The following is a 19,205-nucleotide window of genomic DNA, read 5'->3' as shown; positions in this document are numbered from 1 at the left end:
TTTTAACCTTCCTTCTCAATCTTGTCTAATGCTTGACGCAAGAATGAACCGTAGTCAGCTTTACCTGGACACACGAAAGTACAAAGTGCTAAATCTTCTTCATCTAACTCTAATGCACCTAATAATTGTGCCGAATCGGTATCACCTACTTCTAAATCACGCAGTAATAATGTCGGAAGAATATCCAACGGCATCACACGCTCATAGTTACCAATTGGAACCATTGCACGGTGGCCACCATTTTCTGCAGTCGTGAAATTAAACAATTTCTTACCAAAATGACCTAAAACAGTACGAGTGATTGAAAATTTATTTGGTTGAGGAGTAATCCAACCAAAGAACTCTTTTTCTGTATCTTCTGCAATAACAGATACTTGTAATGCATAACGACCTAAATAATCGTGAACACCAGCGGCTTTTGCACCGTGAAGTACAGAACCAGAAATAACACGGTTATTACCCGCATTTAATTCATTTGCCGTTAATTGTGAAAGATTTGCACCTAAACGTGTGCGTACTAAACGTGGATTTTTCACTTGTGGGCCTGCTAGTGCAACTACACGGTCAGTGAATAACTCACCAGTAGTAAATAATTTACCGATAGCAATAACATCTTGATAATTTAAATGCCACACTTGTTTAGTTGCGCCAACTGGATCGATAAAGTGAATATGCGTTCCCACTAAACCTGCTGGATGAACACCTGCAAATTCATGCACTTCTACATTTGATACAGAAGGAATATTTGCGCCAGCTGCTTTTACTAAATTCACTTTTGCTAATTTAGTTAATACGGCTAGACCATGTTCAAAATCTGCTTTGTATTCATTGATAATCACAGCCGGATCTGCCGCTAATGGGCTTGTATCCATCGCATTGACAAACAGAGATGAAGGGGTTGCATCTAACGCAGGAACTTTGCTAAATGGACGAGTACGTAATGCTGTCCATAAACCAGATTCAACTAAATTTTGTTTTACTTGCTCGTTAGTTAAAGAGGCTAATTGTGCTGCCTCATAACGAGTAAAGGTAACTTGCTCATCACCCTCAATTTTGATCACAACGGATTGAAGAACACGCTTCTCACCACGGTTAATAGCAACCACAGTACCACTTGCTGGAGCCGTAAAAACTACGCCTGGATTCTTTTTATCTTCAAAAAGAACCTGACCTTTTTTCACTACATCGCCTTCACGAACTTTCATTGAAGGACGCATGCCCACATATTCTTCACCAAGGATCGCAACTTCCGTCACGGTATTGCCGTTATGGATTACTTGTGCTGGTTTACCTGAAATTGGTAAATCCAAGCCTTTTTTGATTGTAATCATATTATTTGCACTACTTTTGCTTGGGTTAATCACTGACTGCGAATCTCGCAATCGCTTTATTGAGTCGCAACTTTAAATGAATATCAAAGGAATTCCCCACTTATTCCTAAAGTTACATTAAGGTCTCAAATCAGATTCCGTCTAACTTCTAAGAAAGACAAAATAAACGCCCTATTTTAGCCTATAACGGGGGGAGATTCTAGTTAAAGCCACATTATTTGCAAAAATAGCCATTGAAAAAATGAACTTTGTTAATATTTATCAAATAATAAAAAACACTATTAACTACAAAGAGTTACCCTGTTAGCAATTTTTAACAAGCAGTCTAATTTCTGCACGCATTTGCAAAATTCTTTCTAGATTAAACCGCTTCTAGAGCGTAAAATGACACACAAATTTACTCAAATATTGAATACAAGAGACTTAAAGAATGGAACAAGAACAACTTACACACATTAGCATTTCAGATGAAGCACAAGCGCATTTTTTACGCTTATTAGAGCAACAAGAAGAAGGGACGAATATTCGTATTTTTGTCGTTAACCCTGGTACACCAAGCGCAGAATGTGGTGTTTCATACTGCCCACCAAATGCGATTGAAGAAACCGATACCGAATTTCCGTACAACGGTTTTTCAGCTTTCGTCGATGATGTCAGCTTGCCTTTTTTAGATGAAGCGGAAATTGACTATGTGACAGATCCTATGGGATCGCAATTAACTTTAAAAGCGCCAAATGCCAAAATGCGTAAAGTCGCCGATGATGCACCTTTTATTGAGCGTTTAGATTATGTGATTCAAACACAAATCAACCCACAGTTAGCAAGTCATGGTGGTAAAGTGACACTGATTGAAGTCACAGATGAGAAGCTCGCCATTTTACAATTTGGCGGTGGCTGCAATGGTTGTTCAATGGTAGATGTCACGCTAAAAGAAGGTATTGAGAAACAACTTCTTGCTATGTTCCCAGATGAATTAGTCGGCGTTCGAGATGTTACTGAACACCAACACGGTGAACATTCTTACTACTAAAAGCCCACACTAAACATAAAGACAAGCGGCCAAATTTGTAAAACGTTTTGCAAATTTGACCGCTTGTTGATTTTGCTAAAAATTATTTTGAACAGCCACAGCCTCTTGCACCCTCTAAGAAACTTTCAAAATCTTCTTTAAAGACCGCACACGCCTTTGGATCGACTTTCGCTTTTTGGTTATTTAGTCTGTGATGTTTTTCAATAAAATAATTGGCGGAATCTTCATCCTGTTCTAAGAACGCATAATTATCACCAATAATCTCAGATAATAGACGATTACTCATATAATCCCAGGTTTTCTTTTCAGCATCAGATTGCTTGCTATACACTTGTGCTTCTGCTTGCTCATAAGAAAGTCCTGCCAACTGCGGATAAATACATTGTTCACGATTATTAAGTTCGAGAATATACTTTTTTACCTCTTTGTCGGTAATTTTATATTTAGCATTCGGATAATTCGTTACCTCATTGCCACAAGCCGTTAAGAAAAATAAGATTGAAACTGTAAATAATTTTTTAAGCATAGTTTTTGCCCTTTATTAAAAATAAACCATTACTAATAAAAAAGGATAGCTATTATTAAATAATAACGATCCTTTCATTATTTACCCTTCGCAGCTTGAGCAGCTTAACAAGTTGCGGTTAAACACCTGTGCCGCACTCATTGAGTATTGGTAATAAATGGATTTCAACCCCAATTCTTCGGCAGTTAAATACAACTGGTTCAAATCACGCGCTGGCGTATTTGGATGGACCATAATGTTGATACTCTGTCCTTGGTCAATATATTTTTGACGTTGTGCAGCCTGCTGAATGATACTTAATTGGCTAATTTCAGAGAAGGTTTTAAACACCTCTTTTTCTTCATCACTTAACTGTGTTAAGTGTTGAACAGAACCATCATTATGTAAAATAGATTCCCAAATCTCTTCTCTATCTAATCCTTTTTCTTGAAGTAATTTCTCTAAGAATGGATTCTTATAAACTGTCTTGATTTTTGATAAATCTTTTACATAGTAGTTTGATTTAAACGGCTCAACTGATGGTGAAACACTACCCAAAATAAAGCTACTTGATTTTGTCGGCGCAATAGACATCAAAGTTGTATTGCGACGTCCATAACCTTTTAATAATTCAGGCTGACCAAAACGATGCGCTAATTCTTGTGAAGCTTTTAAAGTTTTTTCTTGTAATGTGCGGAAAATCTCATTGTTTTTCTGCATTGCTTCAAAACTATCAAACGCAATATTATTTGCCTGTAAATAACTATGCCATCCCAATACACCTAAACCCAATGCACGATGACGCACAGCAAAACGGTTCGCCTTATGTAAGAATGGGATATCTTTACTTTTTTCAATGAACTCAGACATAACAACATCTAAGAAATAGGTTAATACTTCTGGTGCATCAGTATCTTTCCACTCATCAAAATAAAGTAAGTTCATTGAAGATAGACAACAAACGAAACTCTCTTCCGAACTTGATGGCAACATGATTTCTGTACATAAGTTTGAAGCATGTACAGTCATGTTTTTATCTTTATACACATCTGGACGACCAGCATTTGCATTATCTTTAAAGAATAAATACGGAATACCGGTTTCAGTTTTACGTTGTAATAATTTTGCCCAAAGTTGGCGTTTGTATGGATCGCCTGCTTTCATGGATTCTAACCAATCATGCCCTACACAAACACCGTAATACATGAGCTGAATTGGGTTACCTTCAGTATGAATATCTAACCACTCATCAATATCGCCATGTTCAATATCAATATAGCCAGCAAACTGTCCTTTACGGGAAGTTCCTTGTGAAATAACATCAATCACTGTATCAAATAACTTGCTGAAGTTAAATGAACCGTCTGATTTACCGTTATTTTTGATTGCAGAACCACGCGGACGAATATCACCAAAATAGGCTGATGTACCGCCACCAATTTTACTCATCATGCCTACTTCTGCAGTAGTTTCCATGATTTCATAAATTGAGTCGCCAATATAGCTTCCAAAGCAAGAAATCGGTAAACCACGATCTAAACCAAAGTTAGACCAAATAGGCGAAGAAAGCGAAAAATAACCACGCGCCATATAGTGGTAGAATTTATCAGCATAACCTTCAATGCCAAGCTTACGCTCAGCATGTTCTGCAATAAAACGAATACGATCTAACGCGGTGGTACCTTCTAGTAAATACCCACGTTGTAAAAATAAACGGCTATCTTCATTAAGCCAAGCAAAGTCAGGACGAGAATTAGAATAAGTCATCTGCGGTAATCTGTTTCATTTTTTTACTATAATCTGTACTACGTTTGTTAAAGAAATCTGTTTCTTTCGTTGACAGAATTTCAATATCAAACCACTCTGTTTCTTTTAACAATTCAGGATTGATATCATGAGGTGGTTCTAAACCCAATGTACTTAATGAATTGTTATAACGGCTTTTAATGTAATTAAGCACCGTTTCTTTGGTGAGAAAACTTAAATCACCTTCTTCAAAAATCCAATCTAAAATGCCTTTTTCAGCATCAAAAGCTTGATTAGCTAGCGTTTGCAACTCTTCGAAAAATTCAGGCGTAAATAGCTCGCTATGTTCATCACGTAAAATCTCATATAACGCAATACCGAATTTACCGTGAATTTCTTCTTCTTTTGAGGTTGCTTCTACCGCATTAGAGATACCTTTAAACAAGTTTTTGTACTTGTTAAACGACATCATAATTAAGAATTGACCGAATAAAGAAATATGCTCAACAAAAAGTGAAAATAGCACTAGTGAGAGCACAAACTCGCCTTTACCCGCATCCTTATCTTTCATGAACGATTCCATATAGCGGATGCGATTCATTAACGGTTCAATATTTTGAATATCGGCAAACATATCGTTTAAGCCGAGTTTCTCTAACAAGAAAGAATAAGCATCTTTATGGCGCACTTCTGATTCTGCAAAAGTACCGCCTACATCATCCATTTCAGGTTTTGGGAAGTAACGATAAAGCTCACCCCAGAAACGCTTTACATTTACTTCTACTTGAGAAATCGCCAACATTGCGCGGGTTAATACATGACGTTCATGATCCGTAATCGTAGTTCGATAGTCTTGAATATCACCTGTAAAGTTAAATTCCGTATGTAACCAATATGAATGGCGAATCGCATCTTTAAACTCTAGGAGTTCAGGATACTCGTATGGCTTGATGTTCAAGCGCTTTTCGAAAATATTACGTTTTTTCATTATGTATCGCTCTACCGTTAAGTGTGAAATCGGAGGGGGATTTTAGGGAAAAATTTTTATAAGAACAAGTCTTGACAATTTGCGTTTTTGACTAGGTTCTTGATTTATCTATGTTTATCCTAAAAAAAATTTTTTTCGTACCAAAAAACAATATCTTGTGTTTTATTATTGGAAAAACACAAGATATTGTGATAGTCGTTGCCGACAAGCAATAACCTAATCAGCGTGATAATGCACAAAGGCTTTAACAACACCACCATTGCCTTGGCAAGCTTGTTCAATAGGAGATTTAGAATAAGAACCATCCACGCAGATGGCTGTTACGCCTTGTGGAATTTTATCTGATGATTTTGCACGGAACTCTGTTTTAGTTTCAGGTGCTTTAGCAACTTCAACACCGTGACGAGGGGTACATGCAGCTAACATAGCTACGCTTAATAGCGAAAAAATATAATGTTTTTTCATATCCATCTTCCTTATAGAAAAAAAATCCATTATTTGCTTTGCAAACCTAATTTGCTAAAGTACTTTGAGCTCAATATAGCTAAAAAGAGCCTAGGACTCAACCCGTTTTAGGTAGAAGTTTATATTATTTCTTTTTTATTGCTTTTTATGCATAGTTAAGCAAGAATAGTGCATATTTTTGAACTTTTATTGGAATATTTATGAATAGTTTATCAGAAGCATTCAAAGCCCTACTCAAGGAAGAAAAATTTGGCTCACAGAGCGAAATTGTGGCTGCTTTGCAAGAAATGGGGTTTGAAAATATCAATCAGTCCAAAGTTTCTAGAATGCTATCGAAATTTGGCGCGGTAAGAACACGCAATACAAAAATGGAGATGGTCTATCAACTACCTGCAGAATTAGGCGTGCCAGCAACCTCTAGCCCGTTAAAAAATTTGGTAACCGATATTGATCATAATGAATTGCTAATCGTTGTCAAAACTAGCCCAGGTGCCGCACAACTGATCGCTCGCTTACTCGATTCTGTGGGTAAAAGCGAAGGCATTTTAGGCACGATTGCCGGTGATGATACTATTTTCATTACACCAACTGCGCATACTCCAATTATTGAACTGGTTAACCGTATTACAACACTTTTTGAAACGACACTCTAATGCATATTTTTATGACAGGTGGGACAGGCTTTATCGGGCAAAGACTGACCACAAAACTCATTAATGCGGGGCATAAGCTCACTATCTTAACTCGCCAAATACAGAGAAAGCCTTCGCAAGCGGTCTCTTTTTGTCATTCACTTGCAAAATTACCTAATTTAAATGGTTTTGATGCTGTAATTAACCTAGCTGGCGAACCTATTTTTGACAAACCTTGGAGCAATGCACAGAAAGCACGCCTCATTGAAAGTCGGGTTACGCTTACTACTCAATTAACACGACTCATTCAACAAAGTGAGCAACCGCCTCACACCTTTCTCTCTGGCTCTGCAACAGGTTATTACGGAGATTTGCCTTTAACTCTGAAAAAGGCAGACGAATCTACAACTGCTGGAACGCATTTTAGTGCCCAATTATGTCAACAATGGGAAGCTGCTGCACTTCAAGCACAAAATACAGAAACACGAGTTTGCTTACTTCGCACAGGCTTACCACTATCGGTTGAAGGAGGCGTATTAAAAAAAATGTACCCTATTTACCGTTTAGCACTTGGTGGGAAAATTGATTCTGGAGAACAACACTGGGCATGGATTGCACTAAGCGATTACTTACAAGCGGTCATTTTTTTATTAGAAAATGTAAATTTGCAAGGCGCATTTAATCTTAGTGCGCCAACACCGGTAACCAATGCACAATTCAATGATTGGCTTGCTAAACAATGCCATCGACCAGCATTTGCAACGGTACCAACTTGTTTGGTTAAACTCGCTTTTGGTGAACGTGCGCAACTTTTACTCGATAATCAACCTATTATTCCACAAAAACTCATTGATGCGGGTTTCAAGTTCCAATATCCACATCTTAATGATTTCTCTCTTTAAACACATTCCAATTTATCTAAAACAAAAGGCAAGCGTTATGCTTGCCCTTATCTATCTCATTATTATTTACGCTGAAAGCATTGCTTTTGCGACAAGAATTGCCTCTTTAACGCGTTCAGGATTTACCCCACCTTTCGCACAACGTTTTTCCAAACAAGACTCTAATGAAAGAATTGGGTAAACATCTTCTCCAATTACTGAATGGAATTGCTGGAATTCTGCAACGGAAAGTGCTTCTAAAGGTTTACGTTGTGTAATCGCATAGACGACTGTTTCACCCACAATATGGTGTGCTTCACGGAATGGAATACCTTTAGCTACCAAGTAATCCGCCAACTCGGTCGCATTTGAGTAACCTTGCTGTGCAGCTTCTCTGGTACACTCAACATTCACACTAATATCTTCTAACACCAATGCACCAATTTCTAAACATGCCTGCCAAGTTTCAATCGCATCAAAGATACCTTCTTTGTCTTCTTGCATATCTTTGTTATATGCTAATGGCAAACCTTTTAAAGTGGTTAATAACCCCGTTAACGCACCAAATACTCGACCAGATTTACCACGAATTAGCTCGCAAGCATCTGGATTTTTCTTCTGTGGCATTAAAGATGAACCTGAGGTTACGCGATCAGATAATTCTAAGAATGCAGATTCACCACTGTTAAAGAAAATTAAATCTTCTGCAAAACGAGACAAATGCACCATGCTGATTGAAGCGCTTGAAAGTAATTCTAAAACGTGATCTCGATCTGATACTGAATCCAAACTATTACGTGTACCAATACGGAAACCTAGATCTTGCGCTAACACATCACGATCAATGGCATAGGCTGTCCCCGCTAAAGCCCCCGATCCTAATGGACAAGTGTGCATACGCTGATAAGCATCACTTAAACGGCTATAATCACGTTCTAACATTTCAAAATAGGCCATACACCAATGCGCAAATGTAATTGGCTGAGCACGTTGTAAATGCGTATAACCAGGCATTACCGCATTTTGGTTTGCCTCTGCAGTTAAAACTAACTTTTCTTGTAAATTGCGAATACGATCTTGTAAAACAAACACTTGAGCCTTACACCACATTTTCATATCCACCGCAACTTGGTCATTACGACTACGGCCTGTGTGTAATTTTTTACCTAAATCGCCTACTTTTTCAATGAGTTTAGACTCTACCCAGCTATGAATATCTTCCGCATCATCTTTTAAAATAATCTCAATTTTAGGTTCAATTTCTGCGCGCAACGCTTTAAGTGCCGCAACTAATTCTTGATATTCGTTTTCAGTGAGAATTCCAACTGATTGAATTGCTTTAGCCCAACCAATTGAACCATCAATATCTTGTAATGCTAGACGGTAATCAAAACGTAGAGAATCGTTAAAAAATTTGAATTTTTGGTCTGCTTCTTGTGTAAAACGTCCGCCCCAAAGTGCCATATACGCGCTTCCTTATTAACTTATTAAATGAGATACCGCATTGCGGTTGATTTCTGCTTATTTTGCATAAATATGCAAAATTATTCAATAATTATTTAACTCAAGCGGTTAAATTTTCAAATATTTTGCAAAAAAAGAAAAAAACAGACCGCTTGGTATAGCATCTGTTTTCCAAAAAGAAAACCTCAAGGTAAGAACCTTGAGGTTTGAAAAATAGATTTAGGATTACGCAGAGATAGTGAGTTGTCCTGCATACAAGATGAAGAAACGTAAGCAGAATACCCCAATTAAGTCGAAAATCGATACTAAGATAATGAATTTCGGACTATATTTAACGGTATGTGAGCCGAAGAGATTCGCAATTAACGGAATTAAAATCCCGATAAGGAATACACCAACCCAGAATACCATGCCCCATGTTCCAGTTAAGGCATTATGTAAGGCTAATTGTTTATCTGCTCCACCGAAGTGTAAACCTACAAAGAAAGCAACTAATAAACCTAATTCAGTTACCATAATTGGCACTTCGAATTTATGGATAAAGTGTACCTCTTTGCTATCACCAGACAATTTCCCTGCAATTAAAATCATTAAGAAAGTTGCCGCAATACCGGATGAAGTACCTGATGCCAAGAATAACGCAGGTAATACTGGGTTATTTAACATCGGATAACTAATTAATGCAGAAAGTAAGAAACCAGTATAAGCACCAAGCACAGCTGCAAAGGTAAAGAGTACAAACTCAATTGGTTTTAATAATTTACTTTCAGCAAAATCAATCCAAGGTAAGATGAATTTAAACATCGGTAGATAACGATTGATTAACACAGCTAACCAATCTTTAAACATGATCGCAATCCATACGACAAGCACTGCCATATAGGCTTGGAACAACATTACCCCCATAGACATTACAGAAGTGCCATTGTAGTTAAACATTAACTTCCAGAATGTCCAAGGCTTGGTTAAGTGGAAAACCAACAAGGTCAAACCGATAAGGGTCGGGATTGTCCCTAAAATTGCCGCACTGCGAATCATCCAGTTTTCACTAGGCTTTTCAATCTTGAAGCTATTACGGTAAGCAATAGCTAATTGCACAGCACCAGATGAAATCCCTAATAAGAAAAGGTAGATCGCAATCGTACTATCCCAAACTAAATTCGGGGTCTGAAATGGAATATGCTCGTTCATTATCGATGCTCCCCTTTACCGAATGGAATATGGTATAGATTTGGTTGCGTACCAAGTGAAACTTTCGTGCGATAAACTGGGTTATCACGCACTTTTTTCGCTACATCACTATTTGGATCATTCATATCACCAAAAGTTAATGCTTTGGTTGGGCAAGCTTCTACACAAGCTGGTTGTTTACCTGCTGCCAGATTAGTATCACGACAGAAGTTACATTTATCTGCAGATTTTTTCTCTGGATGGATAAAACGAACACGATATGGACAAACCGCGATACAGTACTGACAACCTACGCATAAATCAGAATGAACATCCACAATGCCGGTTTTAGGATCTACGAAAGAGGCACCTGTTGGACAAACTGAAACACAAGGCGCATTCGTACAGTGCTGGCAAGATTGACGGAAGAATTCATATTCTGCGTTAGGGAACTCACCATAAGGTTCGCTACGAATAATCTCTAGGCGAGAAACACCTTCAGGTACATTGTTAGTAGTGCGACACGCATCCATACAAGCTGTACAACCGATACAGGCGGTTTCATCATGAACCATCGCATAACGAATTTTTTTCTCTTCTTTCTCAGTAGCTAGAGTTACTGAGGTAGCAAGCCCAGTGCTTGCTACGACAGCGATTGCACCAGCCCCTGAGACGAAGTCTCTACGGGTGCAAGTCATTATTTATTTTCCTTAGCTTCCTGAGCTTTTAATTCAGCTTCTTTTTTGGCTTGAACTTTAGTATGGCAATCTGTACAAAGTTTGATACGTTGTTTTTCAGGAATGCCTTTCATTGGTTCTTTTTCCGGGTGTAATTCATGGCAGTTTGCACAAGCGATTTTATTTGCATGTGTATCATGAGCCCAGAATTTTTCGCGTAATTTATCCGCTGTATGACAACCTACACAAACTTGATTTTGTTCATGAACAGTACGTTCAAGTTGTGGATTGCTGGCTTTACCAATTGCATTGAAACGCATCACATCTTTAACCCCTTTACGGTGGTTTTCAGACATATTGCCATGACAGCTTACACAAGTAACTTGCTGACCATTATTTGGGCTTTTTGCATCACTTTGGAAGTGTTTGCCCGCGTGGCTAAATTGTTTACCTGTTGCATTTCCTGTTTCGTGACATTGCGTACAATATTTGTTCGGATCACGACGTGCATCTTCAGCAATTTGGCTGTCTGATTTTGCTTCCCACATTTGCTGTGGAAGCGGTGGCATTTCCGCATGTGCGGTGGAGATTGCAAAACAACTTGCAAAAATGACCGCTTGGAGGGCGATTGCTCGCCCTGCTTTTGAGATTAAATTTTTCATTTGGTCACCTCAAGCTTAATTATTTCGCTTCTGCTTTTGGTGTAGTAACTTCTTTTGGCGCTTCTTCAGCAGGTAATAAACCTTTTTCACGCGCTTGTTTTTCCCATTGTGGAACAACTGTACGTAAGAATTCATCTTTTGCAGCTTGTTCTTTAGGAATATCTAAACCAATCGCTTTTTGTGCTTTTTCACGAGTTGAAATATCAGGAATTGCAACTGGTGTTGTTACACCGTGTTTCGCTAATACTACGCCTAATTTAGCACGCGCATCTGCCGCACGATCGATACCTGTTGCAATAACATGTAACATTACGTCTGGAGCATGCATATGGCTACCGTGACCTGCTGCAGAGTAGTCCCAACGCCATTGAGCGTGACGAATTGCTTTTAATATATCTTGCATTTCTTCTTGAGTTGCACCAGCATCCCAAGCAGCTTTCGCTTCAAAGTGCGCCTTAACTAATTGATCTTCTAATTTGATCATTGCATCTTTTACTTGTTTTTTGTGCTCAGCTACACGTTTTTGTAGTGTTTCTTTGCTTTGTTCGTGACAAGTTTTGCAGCTTGCATCAAATTGATCGAATGGGTTACCAATTTTGTGATCAGTATAAACTTTGCCGTCTTTATCTTTCACTTTCGGCATGTGACAGTCGATACAAGTCACACCATTTTTACCGTGAACACCTTGTGACCAAATTTCAAAGTCTGGGTGTTGTGTTTTTAACATTGGTGCTTTTGATAATGCGTGAGTCCAGTCAGCAAATTCAATTTCATCGTAGTATTTTTCAATACTATCTACATCAACGCCTTTATCCCATGGGAAAGTTACGTGTGTTTTGTCTTTGAAATAGTATTCAACGTGACAGTTAGCACATACAGCTACACGTTTACCATGTTTATCTAGGTCTTCGAATTTCCAACCAACAGTTTCTAACGCACGTAAAACGTGAGGTCGCGCAACGCGTAATGCTGGTTTACCTTCTTCAAATTCTTTTGATTTAGTATCGTGACAGTCACCACAACCAACTGAGTTTGCGATTTCTGCACCATATTTAGCCCATTTTGCATTGAAATAGCCATCTTCGCCTTTCTCTTCGATTAAGCGAGGAACATCTGGGCCTTTACATGTCCAACAAGCCATTGGTTGCGGGCCATCATTTTCATCTTTAGGTGCGCCAGTACGTAAGATTTCACGCACGTCAGTTACTGCATAGTAGTGACCACGTGGTTTGTTATAATCTTTAGCAAATGAATAACCTGCCCATAGAACTACATAACGTGGGTCTGCAGATAATGCACTACTACGGTCTGTTGATTCAGAGGTTGATTTCCAAGAGTTATATTGGAGTGGATATTTCTCAGCAAATTTATGGTTTGCTGATTCGATTTCTACGCCTAATTTTTCATGTTTTAGCGCTTTATCGGTTAAAGATTCTGCCGCTTTTTCCTCAGCTTGCGCCGATTGAAAGCAACCTAGCATCGCAATGGCTGTCATTGCTAAAGTTTTGGTTAAACGTTTCACGTTATGCCCCCACAAGATGTAAACAACAATAGATGAGAATGTTTCTTATTTACTTTAAAATCAATAAGATACAATAAATTTTTACTCTTCCAAGCATACGAAACGGCAAGGGCTTTTTCTACTAGAAAATGACTTTTTTTTGAAATAAATCAACAAAAATAGGTAGAATACCTCTTTATGGTTAACTTAATACTTTAGTGTTATACTATACTATAGAAGGGAAAACGAAAGAATCTCAAAAAGATAAAACAAAAATGGGTAGTAAAAACCGCTTTTTACCTACCCATTTTGCCTAAAATTAACTTTATTTACGTAGCAGTTGGTAAACTTTTTTTAGCAGTGCTAACGGTAAAATCCGAGGAATCGCTCTCATTAAAAAGATCGGGAATCCAGAAATTGGATCATGGATATGGCAGCGATTTTTTAAACGATAAAGCGTCCATTCATAAGCGAATTGATTCCAACCACGGCGACGCCCAACCATGCCATTACCTACTCGCGCATAAACCAACATATCAGGTAAGTTTGCCACTTTTAATCCTGTTGCGATCATTTTGATCCATAGCGTGTAATCCTCTTGTAAACCTTGATAACCGCCACATTCAATCACTTTCGATTTTTGATATGCAACTGTCATATGGTTAAACGGGCAACGCAAGCGGGCAAATTTTCGAATATTTTGCAAATCAGTTGGAACATTACGATAAGCGACAATATCCTGAATACTTTGCCCAAATTCTGCGATCTGACCACCAAAAATAATCACATCTGGATTTGCTTCAATAAACGCAACTTGTTTTTCAAAGCGCTCTGGCACACAAATATCGTCAGTATCCATTCTAAACACCCATTCATTTCGGCAATAATTTAAACCATCATTGAGTGTTTTGCCTAAGCCTCGATTTTGCGCAAATTTAACTGCATTGATTGGTAATTTATCTTGATAGTTTTCTACAACTGCCTCTAGTTCTGGTGTTACTGTCCCATCAAATAATACAACGATCTCATCTGCAGGATAGGTCTGTGCCACAAGGCTATCAAAACATTCACGGAGAAATTGAGGATCCTCTTTAATATATAACGACATTAATACTGAAAATTTCATTAGAAAAACCTTTTCATATTGATTGCCAATTTTGGCGACATAAAAGTTAATAAAGCAATAGCGAGATGTTTCGGGCTATGACTTAATTGAAACATTTTAAAATAATAACTAGCTGCCTGACGTGAGAGATTCATCGCACATGGATAAGCCAGCATATATAAAGCGTTAATCGCAAAATTTTTCGCTTGCGTTTCCGTTTTCACAAATTTTTCACGAATCACTGCGATCGCTTTTTCTGTATTAGAAGTATTGGTTGAAACGCTTGCACGCTTAGTATGAAACCCACAAATGCTCAACGGCGCATCAAGTCTAAATGCTCGTAATTTTGCTGAACTGGCAACTTTAAGCATAAAGTCATAATCCTCTAACGATTTTAAATCAGTAGAAAGACCACCTAATTCAAAAAAGAATGCTTTTTGAATCGCAACCATTGGCATACCACCGATCTTATTCGCTAATAGAATGTTATCTACATTGATCTGTGTAGGATCTATTGGGTTGGTCACGTAACTAAAACCTTCATTGACCATCACACACTTGGCTGGATGATAAATAAAATTGATATCAGGATTAGCCTTAATGCTCTCCATCAGCATAGCGCATTTTTCTGGTGCGAAACGATCATCATCATCTAAAAACAGTAGCCATTCATGCTGAGCATGGCGTGCTCCAATATTACGGCTCTCAGCGGCACCTTGATTTTGTGCATTACGAATTACTTGTACATGAAAACCGTAATTTTCTGTCACTATGACTGGTGTTTGGGAACAATCGTCAACAATCACTACCTCAAAATTTTGTTGAGTCTGCTCAGTCAAACTGGCAAGCAATGCAGGAATTTCGGTATGACGATTATATGAAGGCACGATAATACTAAACATTTTTAGCCGTTTCCTTTTGGTAAAAAATTGTTTTAATTCGACCGCTTGTTCCAAATAATGAGAGGAACATGAGCAAGACAAACATAACACCCGGATAAGCATAAGTGTCTGCTTTCACATTTAATATGGTTAAAATCAGCATTGTTGAAATCACAAACTTCCAACTGCCATTAAACCAGTTATCTGCAATTCGCTTAACAAAATAGAAAGTAAAAACAAAGCACACCAGAATGTAACCAACTCCGCCATAAAGCGCTTGGCGAATAAAGCCTGAATCTGAACCACCATAATAGCTCCATCCATTTGGCGCATAATATAAGCCATCTCCCATCAATAACTGTTTTGTTGTTGGCATAAACAGATGCTTATTTAACAAAGTATCTGTGGAAGAGCTCAAACGTTCTCCCCCGTTGATTAAGTTAATGATGGGTTCTAGAGCATGTTCAACATAAATATTCTGTGGATAAAAATACGCTAAACCGACAATAAGCACGCCAAAAGCAATCAATGCAGGCAGATAACGCCAACGAAAATAGATGACGATGCTTAGTACAGAAAACATAAGGAAAGTACGACCAGAAATTAAACCAATCACTAGTAATAAAAATAAGTAAATTCCTGCTAACGGCTTTGTTTTTGCATGATAGGCTAATAAAAAATGTAATAACATTAAATAAAATGCACTTAATGGAAAAAACGCCGATGAGGTTAAGTTATATAAGCGATACTCTTGCTCAGATCCGATAAATCGAGGTAAATGCCCTCCCATTGGTGCATTTGTATTGATAGCTAAATCAATCACAAATGGTACACCTAACAAGGCCAAGATCCCAATTGTAGCCTGTAATAGAATGCCTAATTTGAGATCACGAATTAACTGAGTTTTACCTTGATTTTGTTGATAAAACGCATTGTAAATCACTACGCCAAGTCCAAAGGCAATAAGCGCTTTGATATACATGCTTAAAACACCTAGCTCTTTTGTCCCATTAACAAACAATGGAATACAAGAAACTGCGCAAAGTGCAACGCAAGCGAATAAACTATCTAGTGGTAAACTTAGGCTCATTTGACGTTTTGAGAACCAACGATAACCTAAATATAACAAGGCAATTCCACCAATAATTAAGCTCATTCGTAGCACATGGAAAAACCAAGGATCGTATAAATAAAACAGACTAATCCAAGCACTCATTATTGATTTCTCTTAATCGCAAGTAATTTTTTTAAAGGATACTTCAACCATTTTTTCACTGTATTGTGATGTAAGGCGCCTCTTAAATCAGCTAAGTTACTGATTAAATTAGGATTTTCAATGGCCATCAGCGGGCGAACGACTAAAGTTTTTAGATTAAATTGCTGCCCAAATAAAATGTAATCATCAGCTAACCAAAACGGTTTTGCACTATTGGCTTTAGCTAAAAAGGTTCGTGCTGCTGATTTTTTAATTAAATAGGCAACCGTTCCCGCAAAATAATCTTTATAGGGGTAAGCATAACGATAAGCAGTATTCCCAATAGGTTTACGCCAAAAAGTAAAAGTAGTGGGATAATTGATTTCAAGTTCAAGATCATCAAATTTCAAGATTTTTGATTGGCCAACTAGCACCATATCTGTACTTGGTTTTTCAGCTAACAAAGCATCTAGTGTAATTTGAAAATTAGGTGCAAATAAACAGTCATCTTCACATACTAAAGCGTATTCTTCTTCGCCAATAGTTTCATCACCTACAATGAGTTGATACACACCCAAATGGCTTAATGTGCAGCCAATTTCACCCTTAGTGACAGCGCGTCCATAATGTGCTTGAAATGCCTCGAAATCAAATCGCGCACTCAACGCTGCTTCTTCTAGCTGCATAGTGTTAATCGCATCAAATAGGTAAAAGTCAGCCGTATTCGGTTGCGAAAAAAACAAGGTTCGACGCTCGCTATCCTTTGCTAAGGAAATTAAATATTTTTTCATACGGATTCCGTTTTCTCGGTCTGTGTTATATGCACCGGATATTTAAAATAGTAAACAATAGAAATCAATAAACGCACTAAACTGCTACCAATAAAGGCATAGGCAACGCCATAAAGTTGTTCATTTCTAAATAGATAAAATAATCCGACAAATACTGCAATCGCAATAATTTGGCGAGTAAATAACTGAACTTGTTTACCTAATAACAACATATTTTGCGAAAGCACCCAAGAAAGCCCTGCAATAATGGCATTAAGAATAAACAAGACTAACACCGGTGCAACTTCTATATACTTCACACTAAAGAAAAAGCGAATAACGGGTTCTGCCAACCAAGGCACGCAAATGATGGCTCCCACGCTCATCAATGCAACCACTGCCAACACAGCTTTTAGACGATTCTGACGATTTAATAAACCCGAATAGTAATAATCCGCCAGCATATTAATGAATTTGGTCATTAAAGAGTCAAACGCAATACAAACGGTATAAAGGCCCAGTACATAATTGCCCATTAACGCCATAATTAAGAATTTATCAAGGCTTGAGGTCGTTGCACCGAAGATTTGCAGTAAATTCTGTTTTGCCCAAGTTTTAAAAAAGAAAGTACGATCAATTTCACTGACCTGATTTTCTTTGCGAAAATGACGATCCATTTTTGCAAGATAGAGCAAACAAGCGACCGCTTGTATGCAACTAAAAGTACTTAATAAGTAAAAACCTGTTTCTAACGACTGCTCACCAAATCCGTAATAGGCCGTACCATAAATCAGCACCATTAGAACTGGCTGTTGCAACGTCAACAAGCGGTAAATTCGCATCGCTGGATCAATTTTGCTTTTTTCTAATGTCATCGTCAAAATCGCAGTAAAGACAACATTAAGCACAAATAAAAAGTGCGCCTGCGTGAAATCAAAGAACCAAACTGCTAAATTTGCGACTAAAATGGCAAAAATTAAAAAGAGAGAAAAATAGCGCCGCCAGTGTAAATACTGTTTTTTACGCATAGCTAATGCAATTGCAAAACCTACACCGCCAGTGCTGATAGTCACGACATAAGAAATGCTCGTGACAAAAAGTTGAAATCCGCCTCGGTCTGCGACCGAAAGCATATGGGCTAGAATAAAAGAACTGATCATCGTCAACCCCATACTCAATAAGGTGACGAAAATCAGTTTAATAAAGTTGCCATTAGAGTTGGTAGATTTTGGCATAGTCGATGTCTTTCGTCCATTGATGGTAATAACCCGTATTTTTTCCGTAGGAGTTATCGCAAACCTCATTTGGCAAGCCTAGTAAACAAGAGAAAATATGCCCATGTAAACGGCTGGTTACCACATTATCGTAGCTTAAGAAAACAGCCTGACAACGCTCAATGACTTGCATCGCATGCTGATACCACATCTCATTAATTTTATCTTTTAACCAACCAAAATGGAATCGATTTGCTAATTTAGATAAACGGCTACACCAAAGCTCAAATTTCATATCACTTGGCAATAAAATATCATCCCAGTCTTTAACATCTTCTAAATTTGAGAGCTTAGCTTGCACTTGCGCTTCAATATGGCTTTTTTCGATATCTTTACGCAAGAAATAAAGCGTTTTCCCATTCGATTTTGTACGATCTTTTTGTGCTAATGTTCCATAGAGTTCATGAGCCATATCTGCCGACAATGCAACATTCGATGAAAAATGTGCTTTCATTAAATCGAAGGTTTTAATATCACGGGCAAACAAATGCAAATCTGGATGCGCTGAGAAAATTTTTGCAGAACGTAACATAGCCGCTTCATTCGAGAAATGTGCTGTTTGCGGCAACAAAATAATCCGATTTTGAGGGAAATATTGCACAATATCCTCACGCATTTTTTGAATGCTTGGGTAAAGATCGCCAAAGTTGCCCCCACCATGACATAAAATAGTGGTATTCGGTGTAATGTATTTTTTTGCCTCATCAATATCAAAGGCTTGCAAACTGCGGCGTAAGCGAATACAAATATCGTAATCTTTAAAAAATTGTTCTGTGCCTGCGTAGATAAGCAAGTCACCTACATTTAAATGCAACGGATAGTCAAAATATACAACATCTTGTTTATCGATAATCAATTCAGCAATTTGTTTTAATTCTGCTTTACGTGCTAATAAGATTTCATTCATAAGTAATCAGATCCAATATCA

Annotated in this window: 19 protein-coding genes; 3 read left to right on the top strand and 16 right to left on the bottom strand. The window is 37.8% G+C overall.

All coding sequences use genetic code 11. The annotated features are described in order from the left end of the window. Positions 1 to 2: 2 nt before the first annotated feature. On the bottom strand, positions 3 to 1,331 hold the full coding sequence (locus HSP_RS0109830) for a Na(+)-translocating NADH-quinone reductase subunit A (protein ID WP_007524851.1): 1,329 nt from the start codon (positions 1,329 to 1,331) through the stop codon (positions 3 to 5). A 430-nt stretch (positions 1,332 to 1,761) separates the two neighbouring features. On the opposite strand from HSP_RS0109830, the gene nfuA reads away from it, so the two are divergent. Then, positions 1,762 to 2,361 (top strand): Fe-S biogenesis protein NfuA, encoded by a 600-nt coding sequence (gene nfuA, locus HSP_RS0109825; protein ID WP_007525149.1) that lies wholly within the window; start codon positions 1,762 to 1,764, stop codon positions 2,359 to 2,361. Positions 2,362 to 2,443: 82 nt separating this feature from the next. On the opposite strand, the gene HSP_RS0109820 is transcribed toward nfuA, so the two are convergent. The 4 genes from HSP_RS0109820 to HSP_RS0109805 form a co-directional block, all read right to left on the bottom strand. Beyond that, the gene (locus tag HSP_RS0109820; RefSeq protein ID WP_007524406.1) at positions 2,444 to 2,887 is read right to left on the bottom strand and encodes a DUF5358 family protein; all 444 of its coding nucleotides are present in this window, start codon (positions 2,885 to 2,887) and stop codon (positions 2,444 to 2,446) included. Between the two features lie 81 nt (positions 2,888 to 2,968). After that, positions 2,969 to 4,633, bottom strand: a complete 1,665-nt coding sequence (locus tag HSP_RS0109815) for a ribonucleoside-diphosphate reductase subunit alpha (protein WP_007524304.1) — start codon at positions 4,631 to 4,633, stop codon at positions 2,969 to 2,971. Then, a complete protein-coding gene (locus HSP_RS0109810) occupies positions 4,620 to 5,600 on the bottom strand; it encodes a ribonucleotide-diphosphate reductase subunit beta (RefSeq protein ID WP_007524103.1) in 981 nt (326 codons plus the stop codon). Before HSP_RS0109810 ends, HSP_RS0109815 begins: the two co-directional genes overlap by 14 nt. 216 nt (positions 5,601 to 5,816) lie before the next feature. Further along, positions 5,817 to 6,065, bottom strand: a complete 249-nt coding sequence (locus HSP_RS0109805; RefSeq protein WP_007525282.1) for a hypothetical protein — start codon at positions 6,063 to 6,065, stop codon at positions 5,817 to 5,819. A 200-nt stretch (positions 6,066 to 6,265) separates the two neighbouring features. Between HSP_RS0109805 and argR the strand changes: the two genes are divergently transcribed. Next, complete coding sequence (argR, locus tag HSP_RS0109800) at positions 6,266 to 6,718, top strand: transcriptional regulator ArgR (protein WP_007525053.1); 453 nt, start codon at positions 6,266 to 6,268, stop codon at positions 6,716 to 6,718. Further along, positions 6,718 to 7,599 (top strand): TIGR01777 family oxidoreductase, encoded by an 882-nt coding sequence (locus HSP_RS0109795; protein ID WP_010130021.1) that lies wholly within the window; start codon positions 6,718 to 6,720, stop codon positions 7,597 to 7,599. Before argR ends, HSP_RS0109795 begins: the two co-directional genes overlap by 1 nt. 66 nt (positions 7,600 to 7,665) lie before the next feature. Here HSP_RS0109795 and argH read toward each other — a convergent pair whose 3' ends face one another. From argH to HSP_RS0109740, 11 genes are all read right to left on the bottom strand, one after another. Then, the gene (gene argH, locus HSP_RS0109790) at positions 7,666 to 9,042 is read right to left on the bottom strand and encodes an argininosuccinate lyase (RefSeq protein WP_010130020.1); all 1,377 of its coding nucleotides are present in this window, start codon (positions 9,040 to 9,042) and stop codon (positions 7,666 to 7,668) included. A gap of 225 nt (positions 9,043 to 9,267) precedes the next feature. Beyond that, positions 9,268 to 10,233 carry a cytochrome c nitrite reductase subunit NrfD gene (gene nrfD / locus HSP_RS0109785; RefSeq protein ID WP_010130019.1) on the bottom strand — a complete coding sequence of 322 codons (966 nt, stop codon included), beginning with the start codon at positions 10,231 to 10,233 and terminating at the stop codon, positions 9,268 to 9,270. Further along, positions 10,233 to 10,910, bottom strand: a complete 678-nt coding sequence (nrfC, locus tag HSP_RS0109780) for a cytochrome c nitrite reductase Fe-S protein (RefSeq protein WP_010130018.1) — start codon at positions 10,908 to 10,910, stop codon at positions 10,233 to 10,235. Before nrfC ends, nrfD begins: the two co-directional genes overlap by 1 nt. Next, positions 10,910 to 11,551, bottom strand: a complete 642-nt coding sequence (gene nrfB / locus HSP_RS0109775) for a cytochrome c nitrite reductase pentaheme subunit (RefSeq protein WP_010130017.1) — start codon at positions 11,549 to 11,551, stop codon at positions 10,910 to 10,912. Before nrfB ends, nrfC begins: the two co-directional genes overlap by 1 nt. Positions 11,552 to 11,570: 19 nt before the next feature. Further along, a complete protein-coding gene (nrfA, locus tag HSP_RS0109770; protein WP_007525271.1) occupies positions 11,571 to 13,073 on the bottom strand; it encodes an ammonia-forming nitrite reductase cytochrome c552 subunit in 1,503 nt (500 codons plus the stop codon). A gap of 304 nt (positions 13,074 to 13,377) precedes the next feature. Further along, positions 13,378 to 14,178, bottom strand: coding sequence for a glycosyltransferase family 2 protein (locus tag HSP_RS0109765; RefSeq protein WP_007525558.1), 801 nt, complete (start codon positions 14,176 to 14,178; stop codon positions 13,378 to 13,380). Continuing rightward, a complete protein-coding gene (locus HSP_RS0109760; protein WP_007525200.1) occupies positions 14,178 to 15,059 on the bottom strand; it encodes a glycosyltransferase family 2 protein in 882 nt (293 codons plus the stop codon). The genes HSP_RS0109765 and HSP_RS0109760 overlap by 1 nt, the downstream gene beginning before the upstream one ends. After that, positions 15,052 to 16,254, bottom strand: a complete 1,203-nt coding sequence (locus HSP_RS0109755; protein WP_007525403.1) for a hypothetical protein — start codon at positions 16,252 to 16,254, stop codon at positions 15,052 to 15,054. Before HSP_RS0109755 ends, HSP_RS0109760 begins: the two co-directional genes overlap by 8 nt. Beyond that, the gene (locus HSP_RS0109750) at positions 16,254 to 17,024 is read right to left on the bottom strand and encodes a glycosyltransferase family 25 protein (protein WP_007524940.1); all 771 of its coding nucleotides are present in this window, start codon (positions 17,022 to 17,024) and stop codon (positions 16,254 to 16,256) included. The genes HSP_RS0109755 and HSP_RS0109750 overlap by 1 nt, the downstream gene beginning before the upstream one ends. Beyond that, complete coding sequence (locus tag HSP_RS0109745; protein WP_010130016.1) at positions 17,021 to 18,238, bottom strand: lipopolysaccharide biosynthesis protein; 1,218 nt, start codon at positions 18,236 to 18,238, stop codon at positions 17,021 to 17,023. The genes HSP_RS0109750 and HSP_RS0109745 overlap by 4 nt, the downstream gene beginning before the upstream one ends. Beyond that, the gene (locus tag HSP_RS0109740; protein ID WP_007524402.1) at positions 18,216 to 19,184 is read right to left on the bottom strand and encodes a polysaccharide pyruvyl transferase family protein; all 969 of its coding nucleotides are present in this window, start codon (positions 19,182 to 19,184) and stop codon (positions 18,216 to 18,218) included. Before HSP_RS0109740 ends, HSP_RS0109745 begins: the two co-directional genes overlap by 23 nt. Between the last annotated feature and the right edge of the window lie 21 nt (positions 19,185 to 19,205).

It is taken from the genome of Haemophilus sputorum CCUG 13788, assembly GCF_000238795.1.
GTDB lineage: Bacteria > Pseudomonadota > Gammaproteobacteria > Enterobacterales > Pasteurellaceae > Haemophilus_A > Haemophilus_A sputorum.
Note: the sequence above shows the minus strand (reverse complement) of the source record. Positions and strands in the feature narration are given on the sequence as shown.

Coding starts and splice junctions, on each gene's coding strand:
- nfuA (WP_007525149.1), top strand. CDS start 1,762: ATGGAACAAGAACAACTTACACACATTAGCATTTCAGATGAAGCACAA.
- HSP_RS0109820 (WP_007524406.1), bottom strand. CDS start 2,887: ATGCTTAAAAAATTATTTACAGTTTCAATCTTATTTTTCTTAACGGCT.
- HSP_RS0109760 (WP_007525200.1), bottom strand. CDS start 15,059: ATGTTTAGTATTATCGTGCCTTCATATAATCGTCATACCGAAATTCCT.
- HSP_RS0109755 (WP_007525403.1), bottom strand. CDS start 16,254: ATGAGTGCTTGGATTAGTCTGTTTTATTTATACGATCCTTGGTTTTTC.
- nrfB (WP_010130017.1), bottom strand. CDS start 11,551: ATGAAAAATTTAATCTCAAAAGCAGGGCGAGCAATCGCCCTCCAAGCG.
- HSP_RS0109750 (WP_007524940.1), bottom strand. CDS start 17,024: ATGAAAAAATATTTAATTTCCTTAGCAAAGGATAGCGAGCGTCGAACC.
- HSP_RS0109745 (WP_010130016.1), bottom strand. CDS start 18,238: ATGCCAAAATCTACCAACTCTAATGGCAACTTTATTAAACTGATTTTC.
- argH (WP_010130020.1), bottom strand. CDS start 9,042: ATGGCACTTTGGGGCGGACGTTTTACACAAGAAGCAGACCAAAAATTC.
- HSP_RS0109765 (WP_007525558.1), bottom strand. CDS start 14,178: ATGAAATTTTCAGTATTAATGTCGTTATATATTAAAGAGGATCCTCAA.
- HSP_RS0109795 (WP_010130021.1), top strand. CDS start 6,718: ATGCATATTTTTATGACAGGTGGGACAGGCTTTATCGGGCAAAGACTG.
- HSP_RS0109810 (WP_007524103.1), bottom strand. CDS start 5,600: ATGAAAAAACGTAATATTTTCGAAAAGCGCTTGAACATCAAGCCATAC.
- argR (WP_007525053.1), top strand. CDS start 6,266: ATGAATAGTTTATCAGAAGCATTCAAAGCCCTACTCAAGGAAGAAAAA.
- HSP_RS0109815 (WP_007524304.1), bottom strand. CDS start 4,633: ATGACTTATTCTAATTCTCGTCCTGACTTTGCTTGGCTTAATGAAGAT.
- HSP_RS0109830 (WP_007524851.1), bottom strand. CDS start 1,331: ATGATTACAATCAAAAAAGGCTTGGATTTACCAATTTCAGGTAAACCA.
- nrfD (WP_010130019.1), bottom strand. CDS start 10,233: ATGAACGAGCATATTCCATTTCAGACCCCGAATTTAGTTTGGGATAGT.
- HSP_RS0109740 (WP_007524402.1), bottom strand. CDS start 19,184: ATGAATGAAATCTTATTAGCACGTAAAGCAGAATTAAAACAAATTGCT.
- HSP_RS0109805 (WP_007525282.1), bottom strand. CDS start 6,065: ATGAAAAAACATTATATTTTTTCGCTATTAAGCGTAGCTATGTTAGCT.
- nrfC (WP_010130018.1), bottom strand. CDS start 10,910: ATGACTTGCACCCGTAGAGACTTCGTCTCAGGGGCTGGTGCAATCGCT.